Source organism: Sphaerisporangium sp. NPDC051011, from assembly GCF_040653595.1.
Taxonomy (GTDB): Bacteria; Actinomycetota; Actinomycetes; order Streptosporangiales; family Streptosporangiaceae; genus Sphaerisporangium.
Window position 1 is genome coordinate 290,700 of the sequence record NZ_JBFAGG010000002.1, and the last position, 24,501, is coordinate 315,200.

Annotated in this window: 18 protein-coding genes and 1 pseudogene; 7 read left to right on the top strand and 12 right to left on the bottom strand. The window is 70.2% G+C overall.

Annotated features, from left to right (window positions below; genetic code table 11):
• Positions 1 to 338 precede the first annotated feature (338 nt).
• Positions 339 to 2,735, bottom strand: a complete 2,397-nt coding sequence (locus AB0H21_RS05475) for an amino acid adenylation domain-containing protein (protein ID WP_358512122.1) — start codon at positions 2,733 to 2,735, stop codon at positions 339 to 341.
• Positions 2,736 to 3,035: 300 nt separating this feature from the next.
• Here AB0H21_RS05475 and AB0H21_RS05480 point away from each other — a divergent pair, with 300 nt between their 5' ends.
• From AB0H21_RS05480 to AB0H21_RS05495, 4 genes are read left to right on the top strand one after another with little or no spacing between them, the layout of a single operon-like run.
• Entirely contained in the window at positions 3,036 to 6,371 is a 3,336-nt protein-coding gene (locus tag AB0H21_RS05480) for an amino acid adenylation domain-containing protein (protein ID WP_358512125.1), read from the top strand.
• Positions 6,368 to 7,552 (top strand): acyl-CoA dehydrogenase family protein, encoded by a 1,185-nt coding sequence (locus AB0H21_RS05485; RefSeq protein ID WP_358512128.1) that lies wholly within the window; start codon positions 6,368 to 6,370, stop codon positions 7,550 to 7,552. Before AB0H21_RS05480 ends, AB0H21_RS05485 begins: the two co-directional genes overlap by 4 nt.
• A complete protein-coding gene (locus AB0H21_RS05490; RefSeq protein ID WP_358512131.1) occupies positions 7,536 to 8,681 on the top strand; it encodes an acyl-CoA dehydrogenase family protein in 1,146 nt (381 codons plus the stop codon). Before AB0H21_RS05485 ends, AB0H21_RS05490 begins: the two co-directional genes overlap by 17 nt.
• Positions 8,682 to 9,923, top strand: coding sequence for a cytochrome P450 (locus tag AB0H21_RS05495; protein ID WP_358512134.1), 1,242 nt, complete (start codon positions 8,682 to 8,684; stop codon positions 9,921 to 9,923).
• Between the two features lie 159 nt (positions 9,924 to 10,082).
• Here the strand turns inward: AB0H21_RS05495 and AB0H21_RS05500 are convergent, their stop codons facing one another.
• The 5 genes and pseudogenes from AB0H21_RS05500 to AB0H21_RS05520 all read right to left on the bottom strand — a co-directional run bounded on the left by AB0H21_RS05500 (position 10,083) and on the right by AB0H21_RS05520 (position 13,704).
• The gene (locus tag AB0H21_RS05500; protein WP_358512136.1) at positions 10,083 to 11,039 is read right to left on the bottom strand and encodes a hypothetical protein; all 957 of its coding nucleotides are present in this window, start codon (positions 11,037 to 11,039) and stop codon (positions 10,083 to 10,085) included.
• Positions 11,020 to 12,126, bottom strand: coding sequence for a DUF3696 domain-containing protein (locus AB0H21_RS05505; RefSeq protein ID WP_358512139.1), 1,107 nt, complete (start codon positions 12,124 to 12,126; stop codon positions 11,020 to 11,022). Before AB0H21_RS05505 ends, AB0H21_RS05500 begins: the two co-directional genes overlap by 20 nt.
• A complete protein-coding gene (locus AB0H21_RS05510; RefSeq protein WP_358512141.1) occupies positions 12,123 to 13,283 on the bottom strand; it encodes a DUF262 domain-containing protein in 1,161 nt (386 codons plus the stop codon). Before AB0H21_RS05510 ends, AB0H21_RS05505 begins: the two co-directional genes overlap by 4 nt.
• Positions 13,284 to 13,408: 125 nt before the next feature.
• Positions 13,409 to 13,531: pseudogene (locus tag AB0H21_RS05515) on the bottom strand (twin-arginine translocase TatA/TatE family subunit); the annotation flags it as partial.
• Positions 13,513 to 13,704 (bottom strand): hypothetical protein, encoded by a 192-nt coding sequence (locus AB0H21_RS05520; RefSeq protein ID WP_358512144.1) that lies wholly within the window; start codon positions 13,702 to 13,704, stop codon positions 13,513 to 13,515. The pseudogene AB0H21_RS05515 and the gene AB0H21_RS05520, both read right to left, overlap by 19 nt.
• Before the next feature lie 156 nt (positions 13,705 to 13,860).
• On the opposite strand from AB0H21_RS05520, the gene AB0H21_RS05525 reads away from it, so the two are divergent.
• Positions 13,861 to 14,244 carry a RidA family protein gene (locus AB0H21_RS05525; protein ID WP_358512147.1) on the top strand — a complete coding sequence of 128 codons (384 nt, stop codon included), beginning with the start codon at positions 13,861 to 13,863 and terminating at the stop codon, positions 14,242 to 14,244.
• An 80-nt stretch (positions 14,245 to 14,324) separates the two neighbouring features.
• Here AB0H21_RS05525 and AB0H21_RS05530 read toward each other — a convergent pair whose 3' ends face one another.
• The 4 genes from AB0H21_RS05530 to AB0H21_RS05545 form a co-directional block, all read right to left on the bottom strand.
• Complete coding sequence (locus AB0H21_RS05530; RefSeq protein WP_358512150.1) at positions 14,325 to 15,245, bottom strand: methionyl-tRNA formyltransferase; 921 nt, start codon at positions 15,243 to 15,245, stop codon at positions 14,325 to 14,327.
• Positions 15,242 to 16,471, bottom strand: a complete 1,230-nt coding sequence (locus AB0H21_RS05535; protein ID WP_358512153.1) for an argininosuccinate synthase — start codon at positions 16,469 to 16,471, stop codon at positions 15,242 to 15,244. Before AB0H21_RS05535 ends, AB0H21_RS05530 begins: the two co-directional genes overlap by 4 nt.
• Positions 16,468 to 17,229 (bottom strand): hypothetical protein, encoded by a 762-nt coding sequence (locus AB0H21_RS05540; RefSeq protein WP_358512156.1) that lies wholly within the window; start codon positions 17,227 to 17,229, stop codon positions 16,468 to 16,470. The genes AB0H21_RS05535 and AB0H21_RS05540 overlap by 4 nt, the downstream gene beginning before the upstream one ends.
• A gap of 279 nt (positions 17,230 to 17,508) precedes the next feature.
• Positions 17,509 to 18,834, bottom strand: a complete 1,326-nt coding sequence (locus AB0H21_RS05545) for an MFS transporter (RefSeq protein ID WP_358512159.1) — start codon at positions 18,832 to 18,834, stop codon at positions 17,509 to 17,511.
• A gap of 753 nt (positions 18,835 to 19,587) precedes the next feature.
• Here AB0H21_RS05545 and AB0H21_RS05550 point away from each other — a divergent pair.
• Positions 19,588 to 19,731, top strand: a complete 144-nt coding sequence (locus AB0H21_RS05550) for a hypothetical protein (protein ID WP_358512162.1) — start codon at positions 19,588 to 19,590, stop codon at positions 19,729 to 19,731.
• Positions 19,732 to 19,940: 209 nt separating this feature from the next.
• Positions 19,941 to 21,116, top strand: a complete 1,176-nt coding sequence (locus tag AB0H21_RS05555) for a hypothetical protein (protein ID WP_358512165.1) — start codon at positions 19,941 to 19,943, stop codon at positions 21,114 to 21,116.
• A gap of 11 nt (positions 21,117 to 21,127) precedes the next feature.
• Here AB0H21_RS05555 and AB0H21_RS05560 read toward each other — a convergent pair whose 3' ends face one another.
• Together AB0H21_RS05560 and AB0H21_RS05565 are read right to left on the bottom strand one after the other, a co-directional pair.
• Positions 21,128 to 22,357 carry an MFS transporter gene (locus AB0H21_RS05560; protein ID WP_358512168.1) on the bottom strand — a complete coding sequence of 410 codons (1,230 nt, stop codon included), beginning with the start codon at positions 22,355 to 22,357 and terminating at the stop codon, positions 21,128 to 21,130.
• Positions 22,350 to 24,488 carry a DUF4910 domain-containing protein gene (locus tag AB0H21_RS05565; RefSeq protein ID WP_358512171.1) on the bottom strand — a complete coding sequence of 713 codons (2,139 nt, stop codon included), beginning with the start codon at positions 24,486 to 24,488 and terminating at the stop codon, positions 22,350 to 22,352. The genes AB0H21_RS05560 and AB0H21_RS05565 overlap by 8 nt, the downstream gene beginning before the upstream one ends.
• Between the last annotated feature and the right edge of the window lie 13 nt (positions 24,489 to 24,501).

Sequence of the window (24,501 nt, forward strand, 5' to 3'; positions counted from 1 at the left end):
TGATCCGGTCTCTCCGGCCGCCGAAATCCCGCGATTGTTCCAATGATCCGTCAAGTCGACGGGCCGCAGGCTCGTCATGGTGACGACGGATAACGGCAGGACACCGGTTTTCACCTCAGAAACCATGTCCACGTAACCTCCGTCAACGATTCAACCCCGCCGGGGAGAATGCTCCACTTGCCGCGAATCTACAAGTCGGGCACTCGGGTACACATCCACAGGAGCGGGACTCCCGCCGACGCCACCCGTTGATGCCGTGCGCCGCCGATGGCACGCCGCGATGAGATTTGGCGGCGCGATTCAACGCCGTGATGACAACGCGACCGCGCCGCGCCGTCTCACTTGTCCTTCTCGGCGACGAGCGCCGCCTCCACGAGCGCCACCGCGAGGCTCTCCACCGTCGGCCCGGCGTAGAGCATGCGCATGGGCACGTCGATGCCGAAGCTCCTGCGCAGCCGCGCGGTGAGCCTGGCCGCGAGCAGGGAGTGGCCGCCGAGGTCGAAGAAGCTGTCCTTGATGCTGATCGGGCCGCGCCCGAGCACCTTGCCGAACAGGTCGGCGAGCAGGCGCTCGACGTCGTCCCGGGGCGCGACGAACTCGGCCTCCGAGGTGCCGAGGTCCCGGACGGTGGGCTTGGGCAGGGCGCCGCGGTCGACCTTGCCGTTCGGGGACAGCGGGATCTCGGTCAGCGCCACGTACATCGTGGGCAGCATGTACTCCGGCAGCCGCTCGGCCAGGCGGGCGCGCACCCGGCCACCCGGCTCGGGGTCGCCCCGGTACACCAGGTAGGCCACCAGCGCGGGCTCGCCCCGGTTGTCCTCCCCGAGCACGACCACGGCCTGCGCGACGCCGGGGTGGTCCAGCAGCGCGGCCTCGATCTCGCCCAGCTCGATCCGGGAGCCGTTCAGCTTGACCTGGTGGTCGATGCGGCCGAGGAACTCGACGACGCCGTCGGCGCGCCAGCGGGCCAGGTCGCCGGTGGCGTACAGCCGCCTGTCCGGGTCCTCGGGGTCGGCCACGAACTTCTCGGCGGTCAGCTCGGGCCGGTTGAGGTAGCCGCGGGCGAGCTGGACGCCGCCCAGGTGCAGCTCACCGGCCATGCCGACGGGCATCCGGTTGCCGTGCGCGTCCAGGACGTGGACGGTGGTGTTGGCGATCGGCGCGCCGATCGGGGTGATCGCGTCCTGCGGGCCGCAGGTCCACCGGGTGACGTCGATGGCCGCCTCGGTCGGCCCGTACAGGTTGTCCAGTCCGGCGGACAGGCCCGAGGCGAAGAACCGGCGCGCCAGGTCCGCGGGCAGGGCCTCGCCGCTGCACACCACCTGGCGGATCGACCCGCACCTCGACAGGTCGGCGAACTCCAGGAACAGCGCGAGCATCGGCGGCACGAAGTGCAGGAACGTCACCCGCTCCGCCTCGACGACCTCGCCGAGGTACTCCATGTCCTTGTGCCCGTCCGGCTTGATCACGACCAGCCGGGCGCCGGCGATGAACGGCCAGAAGAACTCCCACACCGAGACGTCGAACCCGCAGGGCGTCTTCTGCATCACCGCGTCGCCGGGGCCGAGCCGGTAGGCCTCCTGCATCCACAGCAGCCGGTTGAGCAGGCCCGCGTGGGTGTTCATCACGCCCTTGGGCATCCCGGTGGAGCCCGAGGTGTAGATCACGTACGCGAGGTCGGCGAGGCCCGGCGCCCCTTCCGGGGCCTCGGCCGGCAGGTCGTCCAGCCCCTCGGCCGGGTCGTCCAGGCAGACCGGGCGCAGGTCGGGGACGTTCAGCCGGGCGGCCAGGGACCGGCGGGTGAGCAGCACGCGGGCCCCCGCGTCCCCGGCCATGAACATCAGCCGGGCCGGCGGGTACTGCGGGTCGAGCGGCAGGTACGCGCCGCCCGCCTTCAGCGTCGCCACCAGGGCGACCACGAGCTCGACCGACCGCTCCAGGTGCACCGCGACCACGGAGTCGGGGCCGACGCCGAGCGTGCGCAGGCGGTGGGCGAGCCGGTTGGTGCGTTCCTCCAGCTCACGGTAGGTGACCGAGGTGCCTTCGAACCGGATCGCCACCGCGTCGGGGGTGGCGCGGGCCTGGAGGGTGATGAGCTCGGGCACGGTGTGCGCCGTGGGGTAGTCCACCTCGGTCGCGTTCCAGCCGTCGACGGTCTCCCGCTCGGCGGCGGTGAGCAGCGGCAGGCGCGAGACGGGCAGCGCGGGGTCGGCGGCGGCGCCCGCCAGCAGCGTCGCGACGTGGCCGGCCAGGCGCCGGGCGGTGTCCTCGTGGTACAGCGCGCGGTCGTGGCCGGCCAGGACGCGCGGCTCCGTACCGGCGCCGTCGGGGTCGCCGAAGCCGTCGAGCGTCACCGACAGGCCGTCCGCGGTGAACGCCGCCTGCCGCTGGTCGAGCTTGAGCCGCCCGAGCAGCTCCGCGAAGCCGGGATCACCCGACAGGTCCGCCTGGACGGTCTCGGCGCCGGACTCTGTGCCGGTCTCAGGGCCGGTCTCTGGGCCGGTCTCTGGGCCGATCTGGATGGGGATGTCCGCCCGGCCGGTGTACCGGTGCAGGACGGCCGCGAACCCGGCCAGCGCCACCGCCCCCAGGCTCGCGCCGCCGTGTGAGGCGAGCGCGCGGACGGCCGCCGCGTCCGCCTCCGGCAGGGCCAGTTCGACCGTGCCGTCCGGCGCGGGCCGGCCCGCGCGCCGGGGCTCGTCCGTCCATAGCTCGAAGTGATCGGTATCTGGCATGGCTGTGACCTTCCCCCGCACGGGAATCTCCGCCGAGCGCGTCGCGCGCCCTCGTACTGCTTTCGGAACCGTCACCGTACGCCATGGCGCATGAACCTTGGAATACGTGATCCATTGGTATGAAGGCAGCCTGGTTTCACCTCTCACCGGATGACGTTGCAAGTTTCTTGGCCGATCCCGCCTTTCGGTTAAGCGCACCGTTTCGCCGAACTTCACGCGCTCACGGATGCCGGTTCTGCGCGCCGATCCCTAGTGTGGATCGTGGAACCCTGGAAAAGTCGGTGCGGAAATGGGATGAGCATGAGCGAGCTACATGACGATTTTGCGCGGCAACCCGGTGACCATCGGACGGAACTGCTGAACCGCTTGAAGTCGGAGAAGCAGCGGAGCGCCGCCGTCATGCAGCCGAGGCAGAGCGGGGACACCGCGCCGCTGTCCTTTTCCCAGGAATCGCTCTGGTTCCTGGACCAGTTCGCCCCCGGCCAGTCCACCTACAACGTCCCCGGCGCGTTCCGGATCGGCGGCGACCTCGATGTCGAGGCGTTCCGCGCGGCCTTCGCCGACGTGGTCGGCCGGCACGAGTCCATGCGCACGAGCCTTCACGACCGCGACGGTGAGGGCCTCCAGCGGATCCACGCCACGGTGCCGGTGGAGGTGCCGGTCATCGAGCCGGCCGGGTCCACCGCCGACGAGCGGCTGGCCGCCGCCAGGAAGCTGGCGACCGACGCCGCGCGTGAGCCGTTCGACCTGACGGCCGCGCCGCTGTGGCGGGTCATGCTGTACCGGATCGACGAGGGTGACCACCTGCTGGTGCTGGTCGTCCACCACGTGATCTGGGACGGCTGGTCGATGGGCGTGTTCTGCCAGGAGCTCGCCGCGTTCTACGGCATCAGGACCGGCGTCGAGGGCATCGAGGCGCCCGAGCCGCCCGCCCTGCAGTACGCCGACTACGCCACCTGGCAGCGCGACTGGCTGCAGGGCAAGGTGCTGGAGGAGCTGAACGGGTACTGGCGCGACCGGCTGACCGGCGCCCCCGTGGTCGAGTTCCCCACCGACCGCCCGCGCCCCGCCGAGGCGACCTTCGACGGCGCCACCCTGCACCACTCGACGCCCATCGACCTGATGGAGGATCTGCACGGCCTGGCCCGGGAGACCGGCACCAGCACCTTCGCGGTGTACCTGGCGGCGTTCCTCATCGTCCTGCACCGCCACACCGGCCAGGAGGACCTCACCGTCGGCTCGGCCGCGGCCAACCGCAGCCGCACCGAGGTCGAGCGGATGATCGGCTACTTCATCAACATCCTGGTGCTGCGCACGGACCTGTCCGGCGACCCCACCGTCCGCCAGCTCATCGGCCGCGTGCACGACGTCGTCCAGGGCGCGATGGCCCACGGCGAGCTGCCCTTCGACCGGGTGGTGGACGTCGTGCGCCCGCCCCGCGACCCGGCCCGCACCCCGCTGTTCCAGATCGGCTTCGGCCTGTCGAACCTGGCCGAGCCGCCCCGGCTGCCCGGCCTGACCGTCGTCCCCGAGTCCCCGGACCTGGACACCGCCCGGTTCGACATGACCTGGGGCCTCATGGAGACCACCGACGGGCTGATCTTCACCCTGGAGTACAACACCAACCTGTTCGACGCCGACACGATGAACGCGCTGGCCGGGCACTACAAGCAGGCCCTGCGCGCGCTCATCCCGTTCCTCAACACGCCGATCTCCCGGGTGCCGGTGATCACGCCGGCCGAGCGGGAGGAACTGCTCACCAAGTGGAACGGCCCCACCCGCCCGAACGCCACGACCACGCTGCCGCAGGAGTTCGAACTCCAGGTGGAGCGGGACCCTGCCGCCGTGGCCGTGGTCGTCGGCGGCACGGAGATGACGTACGGCGAGCTGAACGGCCGCGCCAACCGCCTGGCCCGCCTGCTGGCCGAGAACGGCGTCGAGCGGGGCGGCAGGGTCGCGCTGGCGATGCCCCGCGACCACGACCTGATCGTGTCGATGTTCGCGACACTGAAGGCCGGCGCCGCCTACGTCCCCATCGACAGCTCCCACCCGCCGCAGCGCGTGGCCGGCATGCTCGCGGACGCCGCGCCCGCCGTGGTGCTCTCGCACAGCTCCGTCGCCGGCAACCTGCCCGAGGGCGGGCCGAAGGTGCTGGTCCTGGACGAGCTCGCCGACACCCTCGCCGGGTACGACGACACGAACCTCGACTACGGGCCCGGACTGAAGGACGTCGCGTACGTCCTGTTCACCTCCGGGACGACCGGCAGGCCCAAGGGCGTGCTCATCGAGCACCACTCGGTCGTCGAGTTCGTCGACGCGATCTCGGAGATGTTCGACATCGTGCCGAGCGACCGCATCGTTGCGTTCGCGTCGCTCACCTTCGACGTCTCGGTGTTCGAGATCTTCACCGCGCTGTGCCGCGGCGCGCGCATCAACCTCGTCCGCGACGAGGAGCGCCTGGACATGGAGGCGCTGCAGAAGCTGATCGAGGAGACCCGCACCACGATCATCGACCTGCCGCCGCCGGTGATGGCCCTGCTCACCCCCGAGCGCTTCACCGCGGCCCGCCTGGTGATGGTCGGCGGCGAGATGTTCAACGGCGAGCTGGTGAACCGGTGGAACCGGCGCCGTCGCCTGTTCAACGGCTACGGCCCCACCGAGTGCACGGTCGCGATGGTGTACTACGAGTGCATCGGCCACTTCGAGTCCGGCCCGCCGATCGGCCTGCCGTACGCCAACCACGTCGCGCACGTCGTCGACCAGCACATGGAGCTGCTGCCGTACGGCGTGGCGGGCGAGCTGGTCATCGGCGGCGTCGGCCTCACCCCCGGGTACCTCAACGACCCGTTCCTCACCCAGGCCAAGATCGTGCACGACCCGTTCGGCACCGCGCAGGGCGGCCGGCTGTACCACACCGGCGACCTGGTCAAGCGGCTGCGCAACGGCAACCTGCTGTGCCTCGGCCGCATCGACGCCCAGGTGAAGATCCGCGGCCAGCGCATCGAGCTCGGCGAGATCGAGACCGTGCTCGCCTCCCACCCCGACGTCGGCCAGGTGTCGGTGCAGGCGTGGACCGACGAGGTCGGCGAGAAGCACCTGGTGGCCTACGTCAGCTCGGCCGCCGGGACCAGCCCGGAGGTGACGCTGCTGCGCGGGTACGTGTCCGAGCACCTGCCCCGGCACATGGTGCCCGCGTACGTGGTGCTGCTGGAGCAGCTCCCGCTGACCGTGGCCGGCAAGGTGGACGCGCGCAGGCTGCCCGCCCCCGACGAGAGCGCCAGGACCGGCGGCGTCTCGGCCGAGCCCACCAACGAGACCGAGCGGGTGCTGGCGGAGGAGATCTTCGCCCCGCTGCTGCGGCTCAGCAAGGTCGGCATCCACGACAACTTCTTCGAGATCGGCGGCAACAGCCTGCAGGCCACCCAGCTCGTGTCGCGGATCCGCGACCGGTTCGGCGTGGACCTCGGCCTGGCCGAGTTCTTCCGCTCGCCCACCGTCGCCCACCTCGGCGGCGTGGTGGACGCGCAGAAGCAGGAGTCGATGTCGGACGAGGAACTGCTGGCGCTGCTGGAGCAGATGCCCGAGGACGAGGTGGCCAAGCTCCTCGGCGACCAGGAGGGCGACGGCTCCGCATGAACTTCGGAGAGAGCGACGCCGAGCGCGCGCTACGTGCCGAGGTCCGCGAGGTCCTCGGCACGCCCCCCGTGCGGGCGGCCCTCGACGACCTCGCCCGCGTGACGGCCGCGGGCGAGCGCGAGCCCGACGTCCGCCCGCTGTACCGCGCCATCGCCGCGCACCGACTGTTCGCGGCGAGCTGGCCCGAGGAGTACGGCGGGCGCGGCGTCAGCCACCTGGAGGCCGCGGCGGTGATCGAGGAGCTGGTGCGCGGCGGCATGCCCGACATGCTGCAGGTGCTCAGCGTCCAGATCGTCGGCCTGTTCCTGCTGGAGGCGGGCTCGGACGAGCAGAAGGCCCGCTACCTGCCCAAACTGGCGAGCGGCGAGCTGTTCGCCACCGTTCTGTACACCGAGCCGGAGGTCGGGTCCGACCTGGCCTCGCTGCGCGCCGCCGCCGTCCGCGACGGCGACGGGTACCGGCTCTCGGGCACCAAGGTGTTCGGGTTGAAGAGCGGCATGAGCGACATCGGCCTGTGCGCCGTCCGCACCGGGACCGGCACCACCAAGTACGAGGGCATCAGCCTGTTCCTGGTGGACCTGCACGCCGAGGGCGTCACCCGCGGCCACATCGCCAGCCTCGCCGACGAGCAGTACGACCGCGTCGAGCTGGACGGCGTGTGGGTGGGCGCGGACGCGCTGCTGGGCGCGGAGGGCGAGGGCTGGTCCCTGCTCACCCGCTGCCTGGCCATCGAGCGGACCGGCCTGGACTACTCGCTCAAGGCCGCCCGCTGGTACGACGCCACGCTCACCGGCCTGATCCCCGAGACGACCGACGACGCGCTGCTGGAGGAGGTCGGCAGGTACGGCGCCGCCGTCGACGCCGGCCGCCTGCTCGCCTGGAGCACCATCAGCCAGCTCGGCCGCGGCCCGCTCGACCCGACGTCGGCCGCCATCAGCAAGTACCACACCAGCGAGACCGCGGCCCAGGTCGCGATCTGGGCCGCGCTCGTGCACGGCCACGGGTACGGGCTGCGCGCGCTGAGCCCGGAGAAGGCCGCCGTGCTGGAGGCCGGGTACCGCGAGAGCCCGGGCCTGACCCTCTCGGCCGGGACCTCGGAAATGATGCTGGAGCTGGTCGCGAGCTCGGCCTTCGACCGGCCTGACGTGATCGGGGGTGCCGGCGGTGGATCTGAAATCTGATCCCGTCCTGGAACGGATCGCCGGAACCGTACGCGAGGGCCTGAGCGTCGCCGAGCCGGGCCGCGACGGCACCTCGGCGCTGGCCGCGCTCGCCGACATGGACGGGTTCGCCTTCGCCGCCGCGATCGACCTCGGCGGCTTCGACCTCGGCCTGTCCTGCGGCGTCACGATCGCCGTCGAGCTCGGCCGCCGCGCGCTGCCCGACGTCTACTCCGGCGGCATGCTGGTGGTGGACGCGCTCGCCGAGGCCGGCGAGGACGCGCCAGGCGCCGACGTCGCGGCCGCGGTGGTGGCCGGCAAGCAGGTCGTGGTGGCGGCCGGGCTGGACCAGGTCTGCCGCCCGACGGCGGTCCGGGCCCGGCGGTCCGAGGGCGGCTGGCGTCCGTCCGGCGCCGTCACGGTCGAGGACGTCCACCCCGACCAGGCGTGCTGCGCCGCCTTCCGCGCCGAGGAGGGCGACGGCGAGGTCCTGCTCGCCGTCCTGCCGTCCACGGTGTGGCGGGGCGCGGCCGGGCCGGCCTACCCGTGGAGCGGCCCGGTGGAGAGCCCGGCCGCCCTGTCCCTGGACGAGGTCACCGTCACGTCCGGCCAGGTCGTCGGCGGCCTCGGCGCGGGCCGCCCGCTGTCGGATCCGGCCGGACTGCTGGCCAGGCACCGCGTGCGCCAAGCCGGGTACCTGCTCGGGTTCGGGTTCGGCGCGCACGCGCTCGCCGTCACCCACACGGCGAACCGGCGGCAGTTCGACCGGTTCGTACTGGACAACCAGGCCGTCGCCTTCCCCCTCGCCAAGGCCAGGATCGACCTGGAGGCCGCGCGGCTGCTCGTGTACCGGGCCGCCTGGCAGGCCGACGCGGGGGAGCCCTTCTCCCGGGAGGCGGCCGAGGCGCTGGCCTGGACCGCCGAGGTGGCGCTGCGCACGATCAGGATCTCGGTCCAGGCGCACGGCGCGCGCGGGCTCACCCTGGGCGCGCCCGTGCACCGCTTCTTCGAGGTGATCAGGTCCGCGGCGACCCGCCTCGGGCCGCCCGGCGCGCTCTGGCAGGAGGCGGGCCGGCACCGCCTGGCCGCGATCCACCCGGCCGCGGCCTCCTCGGACGCGGCGGCTCCCTCAGATGAAAGGCAGAGCTAGATGCGCTTGACCGACGCGGGCGCGAAATCCGTATCCCTGGACGAGATCGATCTGTACGGCACCGAGCTCTACCGCTCGGGCGACCCGCACGCCGCCTGGCGCACGCTGCGCGAGACCGCCCCGGTGTGGCGCCAGGAGGCCCCGGACGGGACGCCCTTCTGGTCGGTGACCCGCTACCGCGACGTCGTGGACATCCTGCGCGACACCCGGCGGTTCAGCTCCGAGCACAGCACCATGCTCAGCGTCCTGGAGCGGGACACCGCCGCGGGCCAGGCCATCCACCTGATGGACCCGCCGCGCCACGGCCAGGTGCGCGGGGCCACGATCAGCGCGCTGTCCATCCGCGTGATGCGCCGGCACGAGCCGAAGATCCGCGAACGGGTCGCCAAGCTGGTCGCCGGGGCCATCGCCGAGGGACAGACCGACATGGCGAAGCTGGTCACCATGCTGCCGATGCTGGTGGCCGGGGAGCTCATGGGCATCCCGCAGGACAAGTGGACCGAGGCCGCGCATTGGACGGTGGCCAGCATGGCCCCCGAGGACCCGGCGTTCTCGATCGGCGACGAGGCCGCGACGCTGCGGGCCGCCCACGTGTTCCTGTTCTCGATGTTCATCGAGCTGATCCAGGACCGCAGGGACGAACCCGGCACCGACGACCTGATCTCGCTGCTGCTCGGCATGGAGGTCGACGGGCGTCCCGCCACCGACGAGGAGGTCCTCGTCAACTGCTACGCCTTCATCATGGGCGCCAACCCGACGATCCCGCAGGCGTCCTCGCACCTGGTGCTCACCATGGCCGAGAACCCCGACCTGTGGCGGCGTATCCGTGAGGCGGACCGCTCGACGCTGCCGCTCACGCTGGAGGAGACCCTGCGCTGGTCGAGCCCGGTGAACCACCTGCTGCGCCGGACGACCCAGGAGGTCGAGCTCGGCGGCCACGTCATCCCCGAGGGCGGGCTGGTCGCCGCCTGGATCGGCTCGGCCAACCGGGACGAGGAGATCTTCGCCGACCCCTACACCTTCGACCCGGTGCGCAGCCCGAACCAGCACGTCGCCTTCGGCTTCGGTTCCCACCGGTGCATCGGCAACTCGCCCGCGCAGACCGGCGTCCAGCTCCTGCTGGAGGAGCTGGTCGAGCAGGTCGAGTGGTTCGAGCTCGCCGGTGAGCCCCGTCACCTGGGCTCCAACTTCCTCAACGGCATCACGCATCTACCGGTGATCCTCCACCCGAACAAGGGCTGAACGCTGGGCGGCGGGTATGGGGTGGATCGGCCCCGTACCCGCCGTTTCACGTCGCCGAATGGTTTGCCGGGGCCCCAGCGGTCTGTGGGGGGATACGGCTGCACGGGTCTTCAGCCCGGTCCGGTGGTGCCTCACAGCCGCATCCTTGCTTGCGAGCCCCTAGCTCAGGTGGTCGACGAAGATGCCGATCAAAATCCGTCCATCCTGCTCAGGGATAGGGAGAGAGAAGTGTACGCGGTCACGGTCCCACAGCCGCTTGCCGTGCCACTCACAGCGGTATTCCGTATCCCTATAGGTGACCAGACGCTCCGCCCATGCCTTGGTGTTCCTCCGGGTCAGCGGACTCTCGGGAGAGATGTCCAGACCCAGGGCGGAGAACCGGGCCATGACCTGGTTGTGGTCGCCGGCGTGATCAGTCAGGTCATCGGCGAAGTGGTCATTGAGGGCGCCGAGCAGCCGGACCAGCCAGGGGAGCACCTCGGTATACGCGCTCTTGAAACGACGGAAGCTCAAAGAGGGGGCGAAGAGTAACTCGGGGAAGGCCAGGCCTGACAGGGTGAAGAACTGGTCCTCGGGAGTGAGTTCGCGGGTGTAGATCTCCCGCCAGAATCCAGTCGCCTCCGTCGGGTCGCTCAGGATGTGGATGTCCACCTGGTCCGTCTCACGGTTGACAGTGGTCCATCCCGAGGGGCCAGGGGTTACCGGCACGACGAGGCAGGACATCGCTCGGCCGGTTGCGGCGCGGACCAGAGTATGGGTCATTCCCCACGATGCCTCTTTCCATCCGTCCTTGTTTACCCGTACGAACTGTGGGAGGTCTTCCTCCTGCGGTTCCAGGGCTCGGCATTTGTCGAGCAGTTTGGCGAGGCGGACACGTTCGTCACGGGGCACCGCGGGATGCGGGGTGTAGATGAGGTCGCCAAGGGTCAGGTCGGGCAAGCACTCGGTTGAGTAGGCCGGGTCCATGAACGCGGCCAGCCGACCATCGGCCAGCGGTTCCAGCAGGTCCCCGAAGACCACCAGGACATCTCGTAGTTCGGCTTTCGACAGGTGGCGCCAATCGAGGCTCCCCTCGTCGAGCACCACTCGATAGTCGTCATCGGGCTCGCCGGGCACGTGCCAGCCTCCCCAGGTCGCTCTCGATCTGGTCGAAGAACCCGGCCGGCCAGTGGTCCAGTTCCCCTCTGTCGTTGACCTGGATCGGCAGGGTCTGGTCATGGTCGAAGTAGTGCACGATCATGTCCGCCGCAGGAAGAGAGCGGTCCTGGGCCACAGCCAGTCGGGCGCCGTTGAGCACGTGGTCGCTGTGAGTCTCCACCACGACGTGAACCCCACTGCCGGCCACTAGGGCAAGGAACCGGCCGAGCTTGGACTGTCCTGCGGGATGCAGGTGGGCTTCAGGGTTTTCGACGAGGAACATGTCACCGGGTTCGGTGAGCAGGCCGGCGACGATGATTGGCAGTGCATAGGAGACACCGAACCCGCTGTTCGCCGGGCGCACCTGCTCCCGGTCATAGTCGGACTCCTCGAAGCGAATCGTACTCGCCATGATCCCTACGGCCAGCTGTGCGGTGATTCGGATGGGACGGATGACGTCAGATGCCCACGCCTGGGCCTGAAACCGGGGCTGCGGACTACCAGCCTCCGGGTGACGAAGTGCTTCACGGACCACCCTGCGGGCACTCACTGCCCGCGTCTCACGCAGGGCCAGTACCTGGGCGGTGAACTCACCCTGCACCCCTACTCCGATCTCATCCGGATCCTCGGCGGAGATCGACAGAGTGTCGCGCGGACCGAGGCGCTCCGCGCAGAGGTAGGTGAAGCCGGCTGGTGAGTTGCCGATGCCTGGCACCTGGCCAGAAGGAGCGTGTCTAACATCCAGGTGCAGGGCGTGCTCCTCTTCCGGCAAGCTGAACCGATACTCCCACTGCTCGCCTGCCGGACCGCCAAGCTGCACACCGATCTCGGGTTCCGGCGCGGCCCAATGCAGGACGTCACGGGCCTCGCCCAGAGCGAGCCCAAATGGTCCGTTCAGCCGGATCGTACGCCCCGGTGAGGTGGCTGCCAGCCGGGCCGTCAGCAGGGACTGCAGCACGGTGCTTTTCCCGCCACCGTTGACGCCGGTCAGAACAGTGAGCGGACGCATCGTGAATGATGCTTCCCGAAAGCACTTGAAATGCGTGATATCCAGGGAGCGGATCACAGTCCTGCCCTCACATCCTCGGCGGCAGCCTCGAACCGATACGCGACCCTCCGCCGGTCAGCGGTGGAAGAAGTGATGGCGTTGAGGTAGTCGACATCAGTGGTCATCCGATGACGAGCGGCTGCCACGATGTCCTCACGGCGCGCGGCGAGATCCTGGGCGCTGTAGCCGGTTACTGCGATCGACCAGGTTTCGAACAGCGCCCGGTTGATCGGACTCCGTCCGCTTGCGCCATGGGGCCACTTGCGGAATGTGTGCTCACCGAAGATCAGGTACGCGCTGGTCATCGCCGCCTCAAAGGCGCTTTCCAACTCCTGTACCTTCGCGTCCGACGCCGCTTCCGGATCGTCCAGCAGGCGAGTGGCGTCCATCAGGAAGGCTTCCATCACCGGATTCTCCATGTATGCGTCCATGCCAAGCAGCCAGAACGCTGCGAAGCGCAGGGCCATCTCGCGGTCGTTCATCCTGATGTGATCGGTCAGGCCGTTGGTGGCCTTGGCGAACGCGTCGGTGTGCGTCATACGCTTGAGGATGTCGCGGCTACGCGGCCGGCTCATGCAGTGCCGGATCTCCTGCGCGTTGAGCGGCGTGCCTCCGGTGTTGATCCTTTTGAAAATGTCGTACATGACCTCGGGAGGTGTCCCCGGGTCGATCACATTGATTACCAGCTGTGTGTTGTTGATCCGGCGTTGCAGCTGTACGGCGAGGTCTTGGAAACGCAGCCCTTCTACGTCCTTGAGATACTCAACGCCCTGGAGTCGGAACGCTGGGTCCGAGCCGCGCACGAAGTCGTACAGCGTGGACAGTCGCCGGACTCCGTCAACGACGCGGAACGCGCCGTCGCTGTCCTCGGCGAAGTAGAACGCCGGGAGCGGAATCTGCAACAGCAGGGACTCGACGAGCAGGGACTTCTGGTCCGTGCGCCAAACCTGGCCACGTTGAAAGTCCGGCGCGAGCTCAAGGGAACGTTCGTCGATCAGGTCGAGGATGTTACGCAGGGAGAACACGCTCGTCGTTACACGAACCTGTTCGGGATTCCACGGCCGGTGGATCACTTCCTCGACGCTGCTGGAGTCCTCCACTTCGATACCGGTGGCCATGCCCTCGAAGACATCCTCTACCACATCCGGTGCCGTCTGCGTTCCCTCCGAAGTCATGTAGCCATCCTAGTTAGGCCGCTGCCCGCCCCACCGACGATCGCCCGGCGAACGTCGGCTGCTTGGAGATGGCAGTCACGATCGGCGACGCCCCAGCTGAGCATTGCCTCGAACCACTCATGTGGGTCGTTCCTCGCGTTGTTCGCCATCTGCCGGAGCTGCCGCAACATGCGGCCCGCCTGGGCCGCCGTGCCGGGAAGCTTGTCAGGCCTGAAGACCAGCAGGGCGATCACCACGAGCGCCAATATGCACCAGCACGGTTTCTCTGGCTGGCTTCGGCTCCCACCGGTGCATCGGCAACTCGCCCGCGCAGACCGGCGTCCAGCTCCTGCTGGAGGAGCTGGTCGAGCAGGTCGAGTGGTTCGAGCTCGCCGGTGAGCCCCGTCACCTGGGCTCCAACTTCCTCAACGGCATCACGCATCTACCGGTGATCCTCCACCCGAACAAGGGCTGAACGCTGGGCGGCGGGTATGGGGTGGATCGGCCCCGTACCCGCCGTTTCGCGTTGCCGGAAGGTTTGCCGGAGCAGGGCCGATGGGCGCTTCGAGGGGTGCGCGTTTGTGTCACACTCTTGGCCATGGAGATGCGGACGATCACCTCCCCTGAGGTCCCTGGCACCGGTCCTTACTACGCGAACGCCAAGGAGCTGACCGGTTTCTCACGGCTTCTCTACATCAGTGGCCAGATCCCGGAAACCGCCGACGGCCACGTCCCGGCCGACTTCGAAGACCAGGCCCGGCTCGTGTTCGGTCACATCGTGTCCCTGCTGAAGGCCGCGGACATGGACGTGACCAACCTGGTCAAGCTGACCATCTACCTCAGCGACCGCCAGTACCGCGCGGCGCTGTCGCGGGTGCGCAACGAGCACTTCGCCGGCCACCAGTTCGCCATGACCATCATCATCGCCGGCATCTACGACCCGATCTGGCTGCTGGAGGTCGAGGCGGTCGCCGCCGACTGACCCGGCGACGTGAGACGGCAGGGAAAGGCAGAGGCGGCCGGCCCCGGTGCGGGGCGGCCGCCTCTCACGGATACACCGGGCTATTCCAGGTAGCCGCGTACCTTCCTGAAGTAGTCGACGGCGCGGACGGGCGGGCCGTCCTCCGTCTTCACCTGCAGCAGGATCAGCCCGCGCGCGTCCGGGTCGCCGCGACGCCCGCAGGCGACCGCGACCCCGTCCTCGGCGGCCCTGATGATCCGGCCGGGCGTACCGCAGTAGCCGCGCTCGGGCGGGCGGGCCACCTTGACGAACAACCGGGCGCCGTTGTGCGTCGTCCAGGCGTTGATGAACGGGTCGCTCTGCCCGCGGACCAGGTTGTAGACCTCGGTGGTGGAATCGCGCCAGTCGATCCGAGTGTCCTCAAGCCCGATCTTGTGGTAGAAGGTTCCCCCCGTCGTCGGCTGCGGCTCGCCGGTGTGCCCGGCCCCGACCAGGTCCAGCGCGCGCAGCGTCACGGGCACGTACTCGCTCATCAGCTTCTGGAGCACCATGCCCGCGGTGTCGTGCGGGCCGATGGGGACCAGCGCCCTGGCCACCACGGGGCCGGTGTCCAGCTCCGCGTCCATGAAGTGCACGGTCAGGCCGATCTCGGTGCGCCCGTCCCTGATGGACCAGTTGACCGAGCCGAACCCGGCGTACTCCGGCAGCAGCGCGTCGTGCACGTTGAGCGCGCCGAGCCGCGGGACGCGCAGCAGCTCGATCGGGGCGCGGGTCCGCCAGTTCGTGGAGACGATCACGTCCGGCGCGAGCTCCTCCACCTTCTGCCACAGCTCCGGCTCGGCCGCCGTGGAGGAGTGGATGAGGGGGATGCCCAGCTTGCCGGCGAGCTGCTCCACGTCGGGCTCGCCCAGTCCGCCGAACTCGGCCACGTGGGTGAGCACCGTCACCACGTCGTGGCGCCTGACGAGGCCGCCGAGCATGTTGGCGCCCAGCTCCCCGTACCCCATGAACAGGACTCTCACTGGGCGGCTCCGCCGGCGGCGCGCCGCCCGGCCCGGAAGCGGACCGTGTTGACCTTCATGTACCCGGCGGCGTCGCGCTGCTCGAACACGTCGTCGGCCTCGAAGGTGGCGAACGCGATGTCGTAGCGGCTGTGCGGGGACGTGCGGCCGACGACCTGGACGTTGCCGCGGTACAGCAGCAGGCTGGCCTCGCCGGTCACGACGTCCTGGCTCCAGTCGATGGCGTGCTGGAGCATCAGACGCTCCGGCGCGAACCACAGACCCCGATACACGAGGCTAGCGTAGCGCGGCATGAACTCGTCCTTGAGGTGCAGCACCTCGGGGTCGAGCACCAGCGACTGCACGGCCCGGTGCGCGTGCCACAGGATCGTCCCGGACGGCGCCTCGTAGACGTTGCGGGTCTTCATGCCGAAGATGCGGTTCTCGACGATGTCGAGGCGGCCGACGCCGTGCCGCGCGCCGATCGCGCCGAGCTCGCGCAGCACCCCGGCGGGGGACAGCGCCTCGCCGTTGACCGCGACCGGGTTGCCCTTCTCGAAGGACACCCGCACGACCTCGGGCTCCGGCTCGGCGTCCAGCAGGTCCTTGACCCGGGTGAGCAGGCCCGCGGGCACCGGCAGCGCCGGGTCCTCCAGCGCCACGCCCTCGTAGGAGGTGTGCAGAAGGTTGGTGTCGATCGAATACGGCCGCTCGCCGCTGGACAGGTCGACCTCGATGTTGTTCTTGCTCGCGTACGCCAGCAGGTCGTTGCGCGAGGAGAACTCCCAGTCACGCCAGGGGGCGATGACCTTCATGTCGGGCCGCAGCGCGCCGTAGGTGTACTCGAACCGGACCTGGTCGTTGCCCTTGCCGGTCGCGCCGTGGGCCACGGCGTCGGCGCCGACCTCCTCGGCGACCCGGAGCTGGGCGGCGGCGATGAGCGGGCGGCCGATGGACGAGCCCATCAGGTACTGGCCCTCGTACATCGCGTCGGCCCGGTACATCGGGAACGCGTAGTCGCTCGCGAACTCCTCCTGCAGGTCGACGATCTTCACGTCGACCGCGCCGAGGGCTAGCGCCTTGCGGCGGGCGGTCTCCAGCTCCTCACCCTGGCCGAGGTCGGCGACGAACGCGGTGATGGGGCACTTGTAGCGCTCCTGGAGCCACACCAGCACAACGGAGGTGTCCAGTCCGCCGGAGAAGGCGAGGACGATGTGCTCGGGCGATTTCCCGGCGTTGCTGGTCACGAGACCTCCACGGTTTCCGGTTCGGCCCAGAGACCGTCCATGGTCTCGTGGGAGAGTTCCATCGTCAGGTTCTGCGTGGACGCGTATCCCATGTTGATGATCTTGCGCGTGCCGTTCGCCACGGGGTACACGCGGTGCAGAGTGGTGTCCGTCCGCATCAGGTACAGGTCGCCGGGGAAGAGCTCGACCGAGTAGATCGGGTGCTTCACCAGCGTCCGGTTGATCTGCGGGTCGGACTTGTTCCAGGTCGTGCCGGGCACGCACTGCACGAAACCGCCGTCGGCGATCGGCGGGGTCTCGATGACCCAGACGACGGCGAAGCTGTAGTCGTCCCAGTGCCAGCCGTGCGTGTCGCCGTCCTTCTCCAGGCAGGTGATCACGTACTGCTCGGGCTCGTACGGGCAGGGGTGCACCGGCTCGCCGGCGATCTGCGCCAGGCCCTGCAGCAGCTTGGCCGACTTGTAGATCTCAGGGATGACCGTGCCGAACTCGGCGATCTCCTTGCGCCGGACGTTGCGCATCCGGCGGGGGCTGAAGTCGGTCTCCTTGAAGCTGACCTCGCGGCGCACGCTGCCGACCTCGAGGAGCTCGTTGACCTCGGCGGCGATGGCCTTCTTCACGGAGTCGGGGACGAGAAAGGGAACCTTGGCGTGGCCCAGGTAGGAGAAATTACGCCGCGCCCGCGCAATGGATTCCTCGCTCACACTCGTGGCGAGATGCGTTTCCAGATCGAGTAGCAGCGTGTCGACGTCCGACATGGCCGCCTCCTTGGAGTATCGCTGTGGCTTGAATCATGGGTTTATGGACAAGGGACTGGATTCCCGATGGCGGGCGGCCGGATCCGGAGTGCAGCATAAGCCGCGCTCCGTGCAGGAAGGCAATACTGATAGTTATGAAACGCGTCTATCGAAATCTCTTACGAGAGCCGTCGTGAAACAGGGAGCCCGTGGCGGCGCCGGCGCACGGCGAGAGGGACCCGTGGCGCCCGGGCGGGGGTCCCGGGCGCGGGCCTCGTGCCGACCGGCGCCGCGTGCGGGTCAGGCCGTGCGCTGGGCGGTGGCGAACTCCAGGGCCTCTTCGGGGCTCTCCGGGAGCTTGCGCAGCCGCGGGATGATGGAGAAGAAGAGCGGCAGCGTGGCGGCGGCGGAGGCGATGGCCCCCACCCAGATCGCCTCGCGCAGGCCGATGCTCGCGCCGACGAACCCGCCGGCCAGGGCGCCGAGGGTGCCCAGGCCCGACAGCAGGGTGCGCATTCCGGCCGTCATGCGCGCCATCAGGTGCTGCGGGGTCACGGCCTGCCTGAGGCTGAGCGCCACGACGTTGGCCACCGACAGGCCGAACCGGGTGAACACGAACCCTCCGCCGATCACGACCGCGGCGAGCCAGGTCGGCCCGGTGACCAGCGGCACCAGCAGCGGGCCGCAGTACCCGATCACGACGGCGACCATGTAGACGCGGCCGTACTGGTAGCGCTTGATGAAGGTGCCGGCCGCGAGCGAGCCCAGCAGGCCGCCGACCGAGCTCAGGCTCAGCGTGAGGCCGAGCGTGAAGGGGTCGAATCCAAGCGTCTTAATGCAGTACAGCACGAAGAGGCCGTCGATGAACATGTAGCAGAAGTTGTACGCGGACCCGATCGCGGCGATGACCCGCAGGAAGGGGTTGCTCGTCACGAAGACGATGCCCTCCCGGATCTCCTTGCCCAGATGGCGCTCGGCGCCGGGCGACGGCTCCGGCTCGGGCCGGCGGATCGACGAGAGGGTGATCACCGAGACCAAGTAGGAGAACGAGTCGATGATCAGGGCCCACGGCGCGGTGAATATCTGCACGATCAGGCCGGAGATGCCGGGGCCGGCCAGATCGGCTACCGAGAAGCTTGAGTTGACCTTGCCGTTGGCCGAGACCAGGTGCTTCTTGTCGACCAGCGTGGGCACGTACGACATCCAGCACACGTCGAACAGGACGGTACAGATGCCGATGCCGATCGCCAGTGCGTACAGCGACCACATGCTGAGCGCTTCCATCCAGGCGAGCAGCGGCACGAGGCCGATCAGCACGCACCTGACGATGTTCGCGCCGATCATCAGGGGCCGCTTCCTGCGCCGGTCGGCCCAGACGCCGAACAGCAGCGACAGGAAGAGGAACGGCACGAACTGGGCGAACCGCAGGCCGCCGGTCTCCTCGGGGCCCGCGTTCAGCGCCAGTACGGCGGTCAGAGGCAACGCCAGCGCGGTGACTTGCACGCCCATCAGAGAAATGGTCTCGCCGACCCAGAACTTGGTGAAGTCGTGGTTGGACCAGAGTCCCCGGTCTCGTGGTGCGGCGAGTTCCGGCGCGTCGGAGTCTGACTGACTCTCCGTGGACAACGGATCCTCCGTGGGTCGATAGGCGTGGCGTTGCTAATCGTGCAGTATTGTGATCACAAGGCGGCGTTGGGCGTCAATTACCGCTGTGTTTCACATTTTTCCGGCCCGATAATCCCTACGCTTACACCGGATACACGGACGTGGACATTCACGCCGGGCCCGCCGTCACGCGGCCGCGGGGTCAAGGGAGCGGGGGTTCCGCGGGCACGGCGGTCGTGCGGCCACGGCCACGGCGCCGGGCGGGCGCGCGCCGAGCAGGGACGGCGTGCGGGAGCCGGCTCTTTCCGGTCCGGCCCCAGGGCGCCCCTGTCCTTCTGGCCCTGTCATTTTGGTCCTGTCCTTCTGGTCCGTGACCGGGGCGTCCCGTATCGTCGGACGGAAACGGACGGGTCCGGGGGCGCGTGGCCGGGGGTTTCGGACCGCACGGACGGGGGATGCGGACGTTCCCTATTGAGGGCGGGCGGCGGAGGGGCCGCGCGGCCCGGCGAATAACGGATCACATCTGGTAACCGTGAGTTCCGGCCGTGCCGGGACCGAAGGCCGGTGCCTATTCGCGGGGGCCCGGCGGCGGGGCATCGTGGGGGTGGCTTCGGGGCGTGTGGGGCGTGTCCTGCGGAGATGTCCCACGTCACGCCGTCAGGGCTTTATGGGGTCGTTTACCGTACATTTTCCTGTTGACAGCTATCTAGGCGTATTTTACGCTACATTCGCCCGACATTTTGGGCAGCCGTCAATTTCCCGTAGGAGGTAGGGATGACGCCCAAGCTCGTACAGAAGACGACCGAAACCCCCGTTCTGCTCACGCCGGAATTGGTGCAGAACATGCTGGCCGCGCGCCAGGCGGAGCTGGCGATCAAGTTCCGCACGACCTGCACCGACTGCGTCCCGAATATGTGACGAAGCGTCGGTTCGACCGAGCGGCCGGCGTCGATCTTCGCGCCGGTTAATCGACTGTGCGGAGATCGACTCCCTTGCTGGACGATATCGCACTGATCAATGAATGCGCGATTGCGGACGCGGGCGGCATCGCCCCGCATCCGAAGCAATCGTTGTGTGCGATACCCGGGCGGATTCTGGCCGAGCTCGACCGTGCCGCCCGGGGAATCGTGGTACTCGCGGTCGACGGCCTGTCGTGGCGGGCCGCCCACGCGGGGTGGCGCGACGCCGCCCTCGAATGCCTGACCTCCACGTTCCCGAGCACCTCCGCGACGGCCTGGATGACCGCTGTCACCGGAGCCCCGCTCACCGATCACCTCGTCGTCGGCGCGGCCTACCGTTCCCCCATCGAGGACGCCCTCGCCGACGTCATCTTCGGCACGATCCTCGCCGGCCCCCACGACGCCCCCGCCGGGCCCGATGCTCCGGGCATCCCCGGCGCGCCCCATGGTCCGGCCACCCCGTACGGCCCTCGCGCCGCCGACGGCCTTCGCGCCCCTCGCATCCCCGTCACCGCCGGGAGTCCCGTCTCGCCCGGTGTCCTGGCCGCGCTGCCCACGGTCTTCCAGGTCGCCGCCTCGCGCGCGCGGCCCGTGGCCAAGGCGCGGGAGATCGGCGCGATCGACAGCCCCTGGGCGTCCGCGCTGCTCGCCGGCGCCTCGCGCGGCCCGCGACCCGACCCCCGGGCGCTGTCCGCCGACGCGGCCGACCCCGGGCGGATGGTCGAGGCCGTGGCCCGCGACGTCGAGGACGTCCTGGCCGCCCACCGCGACGACCGTCCCCTCCTGCTCTGGACGTACGTCAACCTGGACGACCACGTCCACCGGCACGGCTACGACGACCGGGCGGCGCGCGCGGTCGAGGCGCTGGAACGGCACGCGCTGTCCTGGGCCCGGCGCGGGTGGACCGTCCTCGCCCACTCCGACCACGGCCAGGTGCCCTGCGAGCCCGACGCCGCGCTCGAGGTCGCCTGGGCCCGCGTCGACACCCCCGAGCTGTGCCGCCTCCCCGCCGGAGGCGCGGGCCGGACCCGCTGGCTCCACCCGCGCGCGGGCCGCGCCGCCGAGGTGCTGGAACGGCTCCGCGAGGCCATGGACGGCCACGCCCTGGTGGTCCCTGCCGCCGACCTCCCCGCCCTCGGGCTCACCGGCCTGTCCGGTCCGGGGTCCAGCGGCCTGCCCGTTCTTGGGTCCACCGGTCTTCCCGCCGCCGTGGGGGAGCGGTTCGGCGAGGTCGTCGCCATCGCCACCTCGCCCCGTTTCCCCCTCCCCGTGCCCGGCATGGCCTTCGAGCACGGCGCGCTCACCCCGGACGAGATGCTCGTCCCGCTCGCGACCTGGCGCTGACCCGCGCGCCTTCAGGAGGCGGTCGGCTCCGACGCGGTCGTGGCCGCCGGCACCTCCGGGTCCGAGGCCGCCCCGCCGCGGCGCGACACCAGCACGTACACCGCCACGCTCATGAACGCCACGGCGCTGATGGCGTAGATGAAGCGGAACGGCACGAACTGGATGATCAGCGACCCGAGGCCCAGCGACGCGATGAACGGGATGTCGATCAGAGCCTCCATCGCGGTCAGGGCCCGCCCCTGGAGCTCGCCCTCCGTGCGGCGCTGCACGAGCGTCGTGGTCGCGACCAGGAACACCGGGATCGAGACGCCGACCAGCACCGCGCCCACGCACATGCCGATTTCGTGGGTCGGGATGACCAGCGCCATGCCGACCGCGCCGAACGCGAACCCGATGGCCGCCGCGCGCGCCTCGCCGTACCGCCTGATCAGCATTCCGGTGCTCACGCCCCCGGCGATCGAGCCCGCGCCCTGGAACGTGGCGACGATGCCGATGAACGCCGTCGACCGGTGCAGGCCCTCGTCCACGGCGGCGAACATCGCGGTGTTGAGCAGCCCGCCCGCGCCGAGCGCGAGGCCGACCGCGAGGACCGCGCCGCGCAGCTCGCGGTCGCGCAGGATGTGCCGGACGCCCGCCGTGAGGTCGCCCATCAGCCGCCCCGGCACCTTGTCCCGGGCACGTACCAGGTCGGGGGTGCTCTTCAGCATCATCAGGATGATCGCCGACACGACGAACGTACTCGCGTCGAGGAGCGCGACCCCGCTGAGCCCGGCCGTCACGAAGATGACCGTGCCGAGCAGCGGGCCGATGATGCGCAGGCCCTGGCCGACCGAGCCGAAAAGGCCGTTCGCGTCGCCGAGCAGCTCCTTGGGCACCATGGAGTGGACGAGGCCGCCGCGCGCCGCGTTGAAGATCTGGTTGGAGATGCCGTAGCCGAGCGTGACGGCGAACACGATCCACAGGTCGCCCGCGTCCCGCACCAGCAGCAGGCACAGCACGAGGACGGTCGCGGCGAGGTCGTTGACGATCAGCGTGAGGCGGCGGGGGAACCGGTCGACGAGCAGTCCGGTGAGCGGCGCGAGCAGGGACGGCAGCGACAGCAGGACGAACGTGACGCCGGCCAGCGCGTCCGACCCGGTCAGTTCCTTCACCCAGATGGCCAGCACGACGAGCAGCGCCCGGTCGCCGAACATGTTGATCGCCTGGCCCGCGAAGAGCAGGACGAATCTGGGGTCACGCATGAGCCGGCGCACCGGTACCTCCATCCCTGGCGGCCGATCCCGCCGTTACCCCGCCTACAGCGCCCCCATCAGGCCCCGCTTTCCCTTCGTCGACGGTGGCCGTTTCGGCGGCCCATCCCGCCTCCACCAGGATGTCGAGGAACCGCCCGGCGAACCCGTCCTCGACGGGAAGGCCCGTGGCGTGTTCGGCGTACCGGGCCACGGCCTCGCGGTCGCGCGCGCCGTCCACGGCATGGGCCAGCGCCAGCATGAGCGCGTACCCGCGCGCCCGTTCCTCGGCCAGCCGTCCCCCGATCCACTCCCGCCCATCCGGCGTGGCCGCCTCGGCGAGCCCGCGCAGATTGAACGGCCCCTCCCAGGTCCGCCGCGGTATGGACGGCGTCCCGCCCGCGCGCGCGTCCGCCGGGGCAGGGGACGCTGGGAACGCTGGGAACAAGGTGGCGATGTGGGTGGCGAGGTCCTGGATCCATCGCCGGGACGCGGACCCGCCGCGGTCCCCGCACAGCTCGTCGATCAACCCGAGCGCCGCCATCGCCACGTCCGTACGATGCCACAACAACGCGCCCGCCCGCCCCGCCTCCAGCACTCCGTGCCGAGCATCAAGGTCCGCCTCGCCGGCCGTGTGGCGCTCGGTTCCATCTGCCGACATTTCGGATATGTCGGCAGAGGGGGCGCGGCTGGGGAGGCACTCCAGGAGGCGGGACGCCGCCCAGCGTGTGGCGATGGCTTCCAGTTCGGGGCGGTCGGCCGGGGTGGCGGTGCTCAGGACGGCGATCGTGGCTCCGGCGACGGTTGCGGTGCGGCGCAGTTCCTCCGGATCCACCTTGTCGAGGGTGTCGGCCGAGCTGTGGTTGAACCGGTCCGGCCAGTGCCCGAGCGTGACGGCGGGGCAGCCGATCGAGCGGTCGGCCAGCAGGCTGTGGTCGGACGCGCCGACGAAGGGCGTGGCGCGCCAGGCCCAGGTGTCGCACGCCACGGCCCCGGTGTAGGAGCGCGCGGCCTGGGGGAGCAGGGTGACGACGTGCTCGGCGAGCGCGCTGACGAACCCGGGCAGGTGGTCGGGTGCGCGCTCGACGATGAGCGGCCCGCCGCACAGCCGCTGGTCCTCGCCCGCCATGTCCACGTTGACGGCGGCCATGGGGACGGAGGCCGCGACATCGTGCAGGTAGGCGGCCATGCCGGTGAACTCGGGGGCCCAGACGAACCGGATGCCCCGGCGTGAGCGGGCGCCGAAGCCGCGCCGCGCCTCACCGGCAGGGCCCGCCAGCACCCGCGCGATGCCGAGCAGGGCGGCCACGCCCGAGGCGTTGTCGTTCGCGCTCGGGCGCGGGTGGCACAGGTGGGCGTACAGCAGGGTCTCGGTGGCCTCGTCGCCGGGGATCAGGCCGGTGACCAGGGGCATGGGCGCGGTGTCGTGCGCGGTGACGGTGACGCGGGCGCGCCCCCGGGCGAGCAGCCCGGCGAGCCGTCCCGGGGGGACACTGAAGGCGAGCAGCGAGGTGCCGCCCCGCAGTTCGACCCTGCCCACCTGGCCGTCCTCGGAGACCTGGTCGGTGACGAGCCCGAGCGCGCCCTCCCGCTCGGCCTGGGCCAGCGCGCGCGCCAGCGGGATCGCCGGGTCGTCGTGCACGGCCAGCGCCCCGCGCAGCGACGCGGTCCCCGAGCCGGCGCGGACCACGGGCACCTCGACCCCCTCCGGCCCGGTCGGCGCGGAATGCGCGGCCAGCGTGAAGGGCTCGTCTGGGTATGCGGCGACGGTGAACGGCTCGTCCGAGTGCGCGGACACGGTGAAGGGCCCGGTCGCCGACCCCCAGGGGGACGGTCCGGCCGCGCCGATCTCCGAAACCACTCCGGACGGTCCGGTTACGGCGGTCAGTTCGGCGTGCAGGGGTGTCCAGGATGTGGGGGCGCGGAAGCTCCACCAGCGGCGGCCACCGTCCGCGGGGAACTTCAGCAGCCGTACGTCGGCGAGACCCGCCTCCTCGGCCCGGGCGGCGACGTACTCGGCCGCCGCCATGACGCCGGACGACGCCTGGTAGCGGTCGAACCCGCACACCGCGGCGACGTCCGCCATCGCCGCAGCCGTGTCGAAGGACGCGTGGATCCGGTCGACGACCCCCCGGACGCTCACCGGCCCGCCACGG

What these genes read in the sequence shown, in the direction of transcription:
- AB0H21_RS05475 (WP_358512122.1), bottom strand. Translation starts at nt 2,735, where the DNA reads ATGCCAGATACCGATCACTTCGAGCTATGGACGGACGAGCCCCGGCGC.
- AB0H21_RS05480 (WP_358512125.1), top strand. Translation starts at nt 3,036, where the DNA reads ATGAGCGAGCTACATGACGATTTTGCGCGGCAACCCGGTGACCATCGG.
- AB0H21_RS05485 (WP_358512128.1), top strand. Translation starts at nt 6,368, where the DNA reads ATGAACTTCGGAGAGAGCGACGCCGAGCGCGCGCTACGTGCCGAGGTC.
- AB0H21_RS05495 (WP_358512134.1), top strand. Translation starts at nt 8,682, where the DNA reads ATGCGCTTGACCGACGCGGGCGCGAAATCCGTATCCCTGGACGAGATC.
- AB0H21_RS05510 (WP_358512141.1), bottom strand. Translation starts at nt 13,283, where the DNA reads ATGACTTCGGAGGGAACGCAGACGGCACCGGATGTGGTAGAGGATGTC.
- AB0H21_RS05520 (WP_358512144.1), bottom strand. Translation starts at nt 13,704, where the DNA reads ATGCGTGATGCCGTTGAGGAAGTTGGAGCCCAGGTGACGGGGCTCACC.
- AB0H21_RS05525 (WP_358512147.1), top strand. Translation starts at nt 13,861, where the DNA reads ATGGAGATGCGGACGATCACCTCCCCTGAGGTCCCTGGCACCGGTCCT.
- AB0H21_RS05540 (WP_358512156.1), bottom strand. Translation starts at nt 17,229, where the DNA reads ATGTCGGACGTCGACACGCTGCTACTCGATCTGGAAACGCATCTCGCC.
- AB0H21_RS05550 (WP_358512162.1), top strand. Translation starts at nt 19,588, where the DNA reads ATGACGCCCAAGCTCGTACAGAAGACGACCGAAACCCCCGTTCTGCTC.
- AB0H21_RS05560 (WP_358512168.1), bottom strand. Translation starts at nt 22,357, where the DNA reads ATGCGTGACCCCAGATTCGTCCTGCTCTTCGCGGGCCAGGCGATCAAC.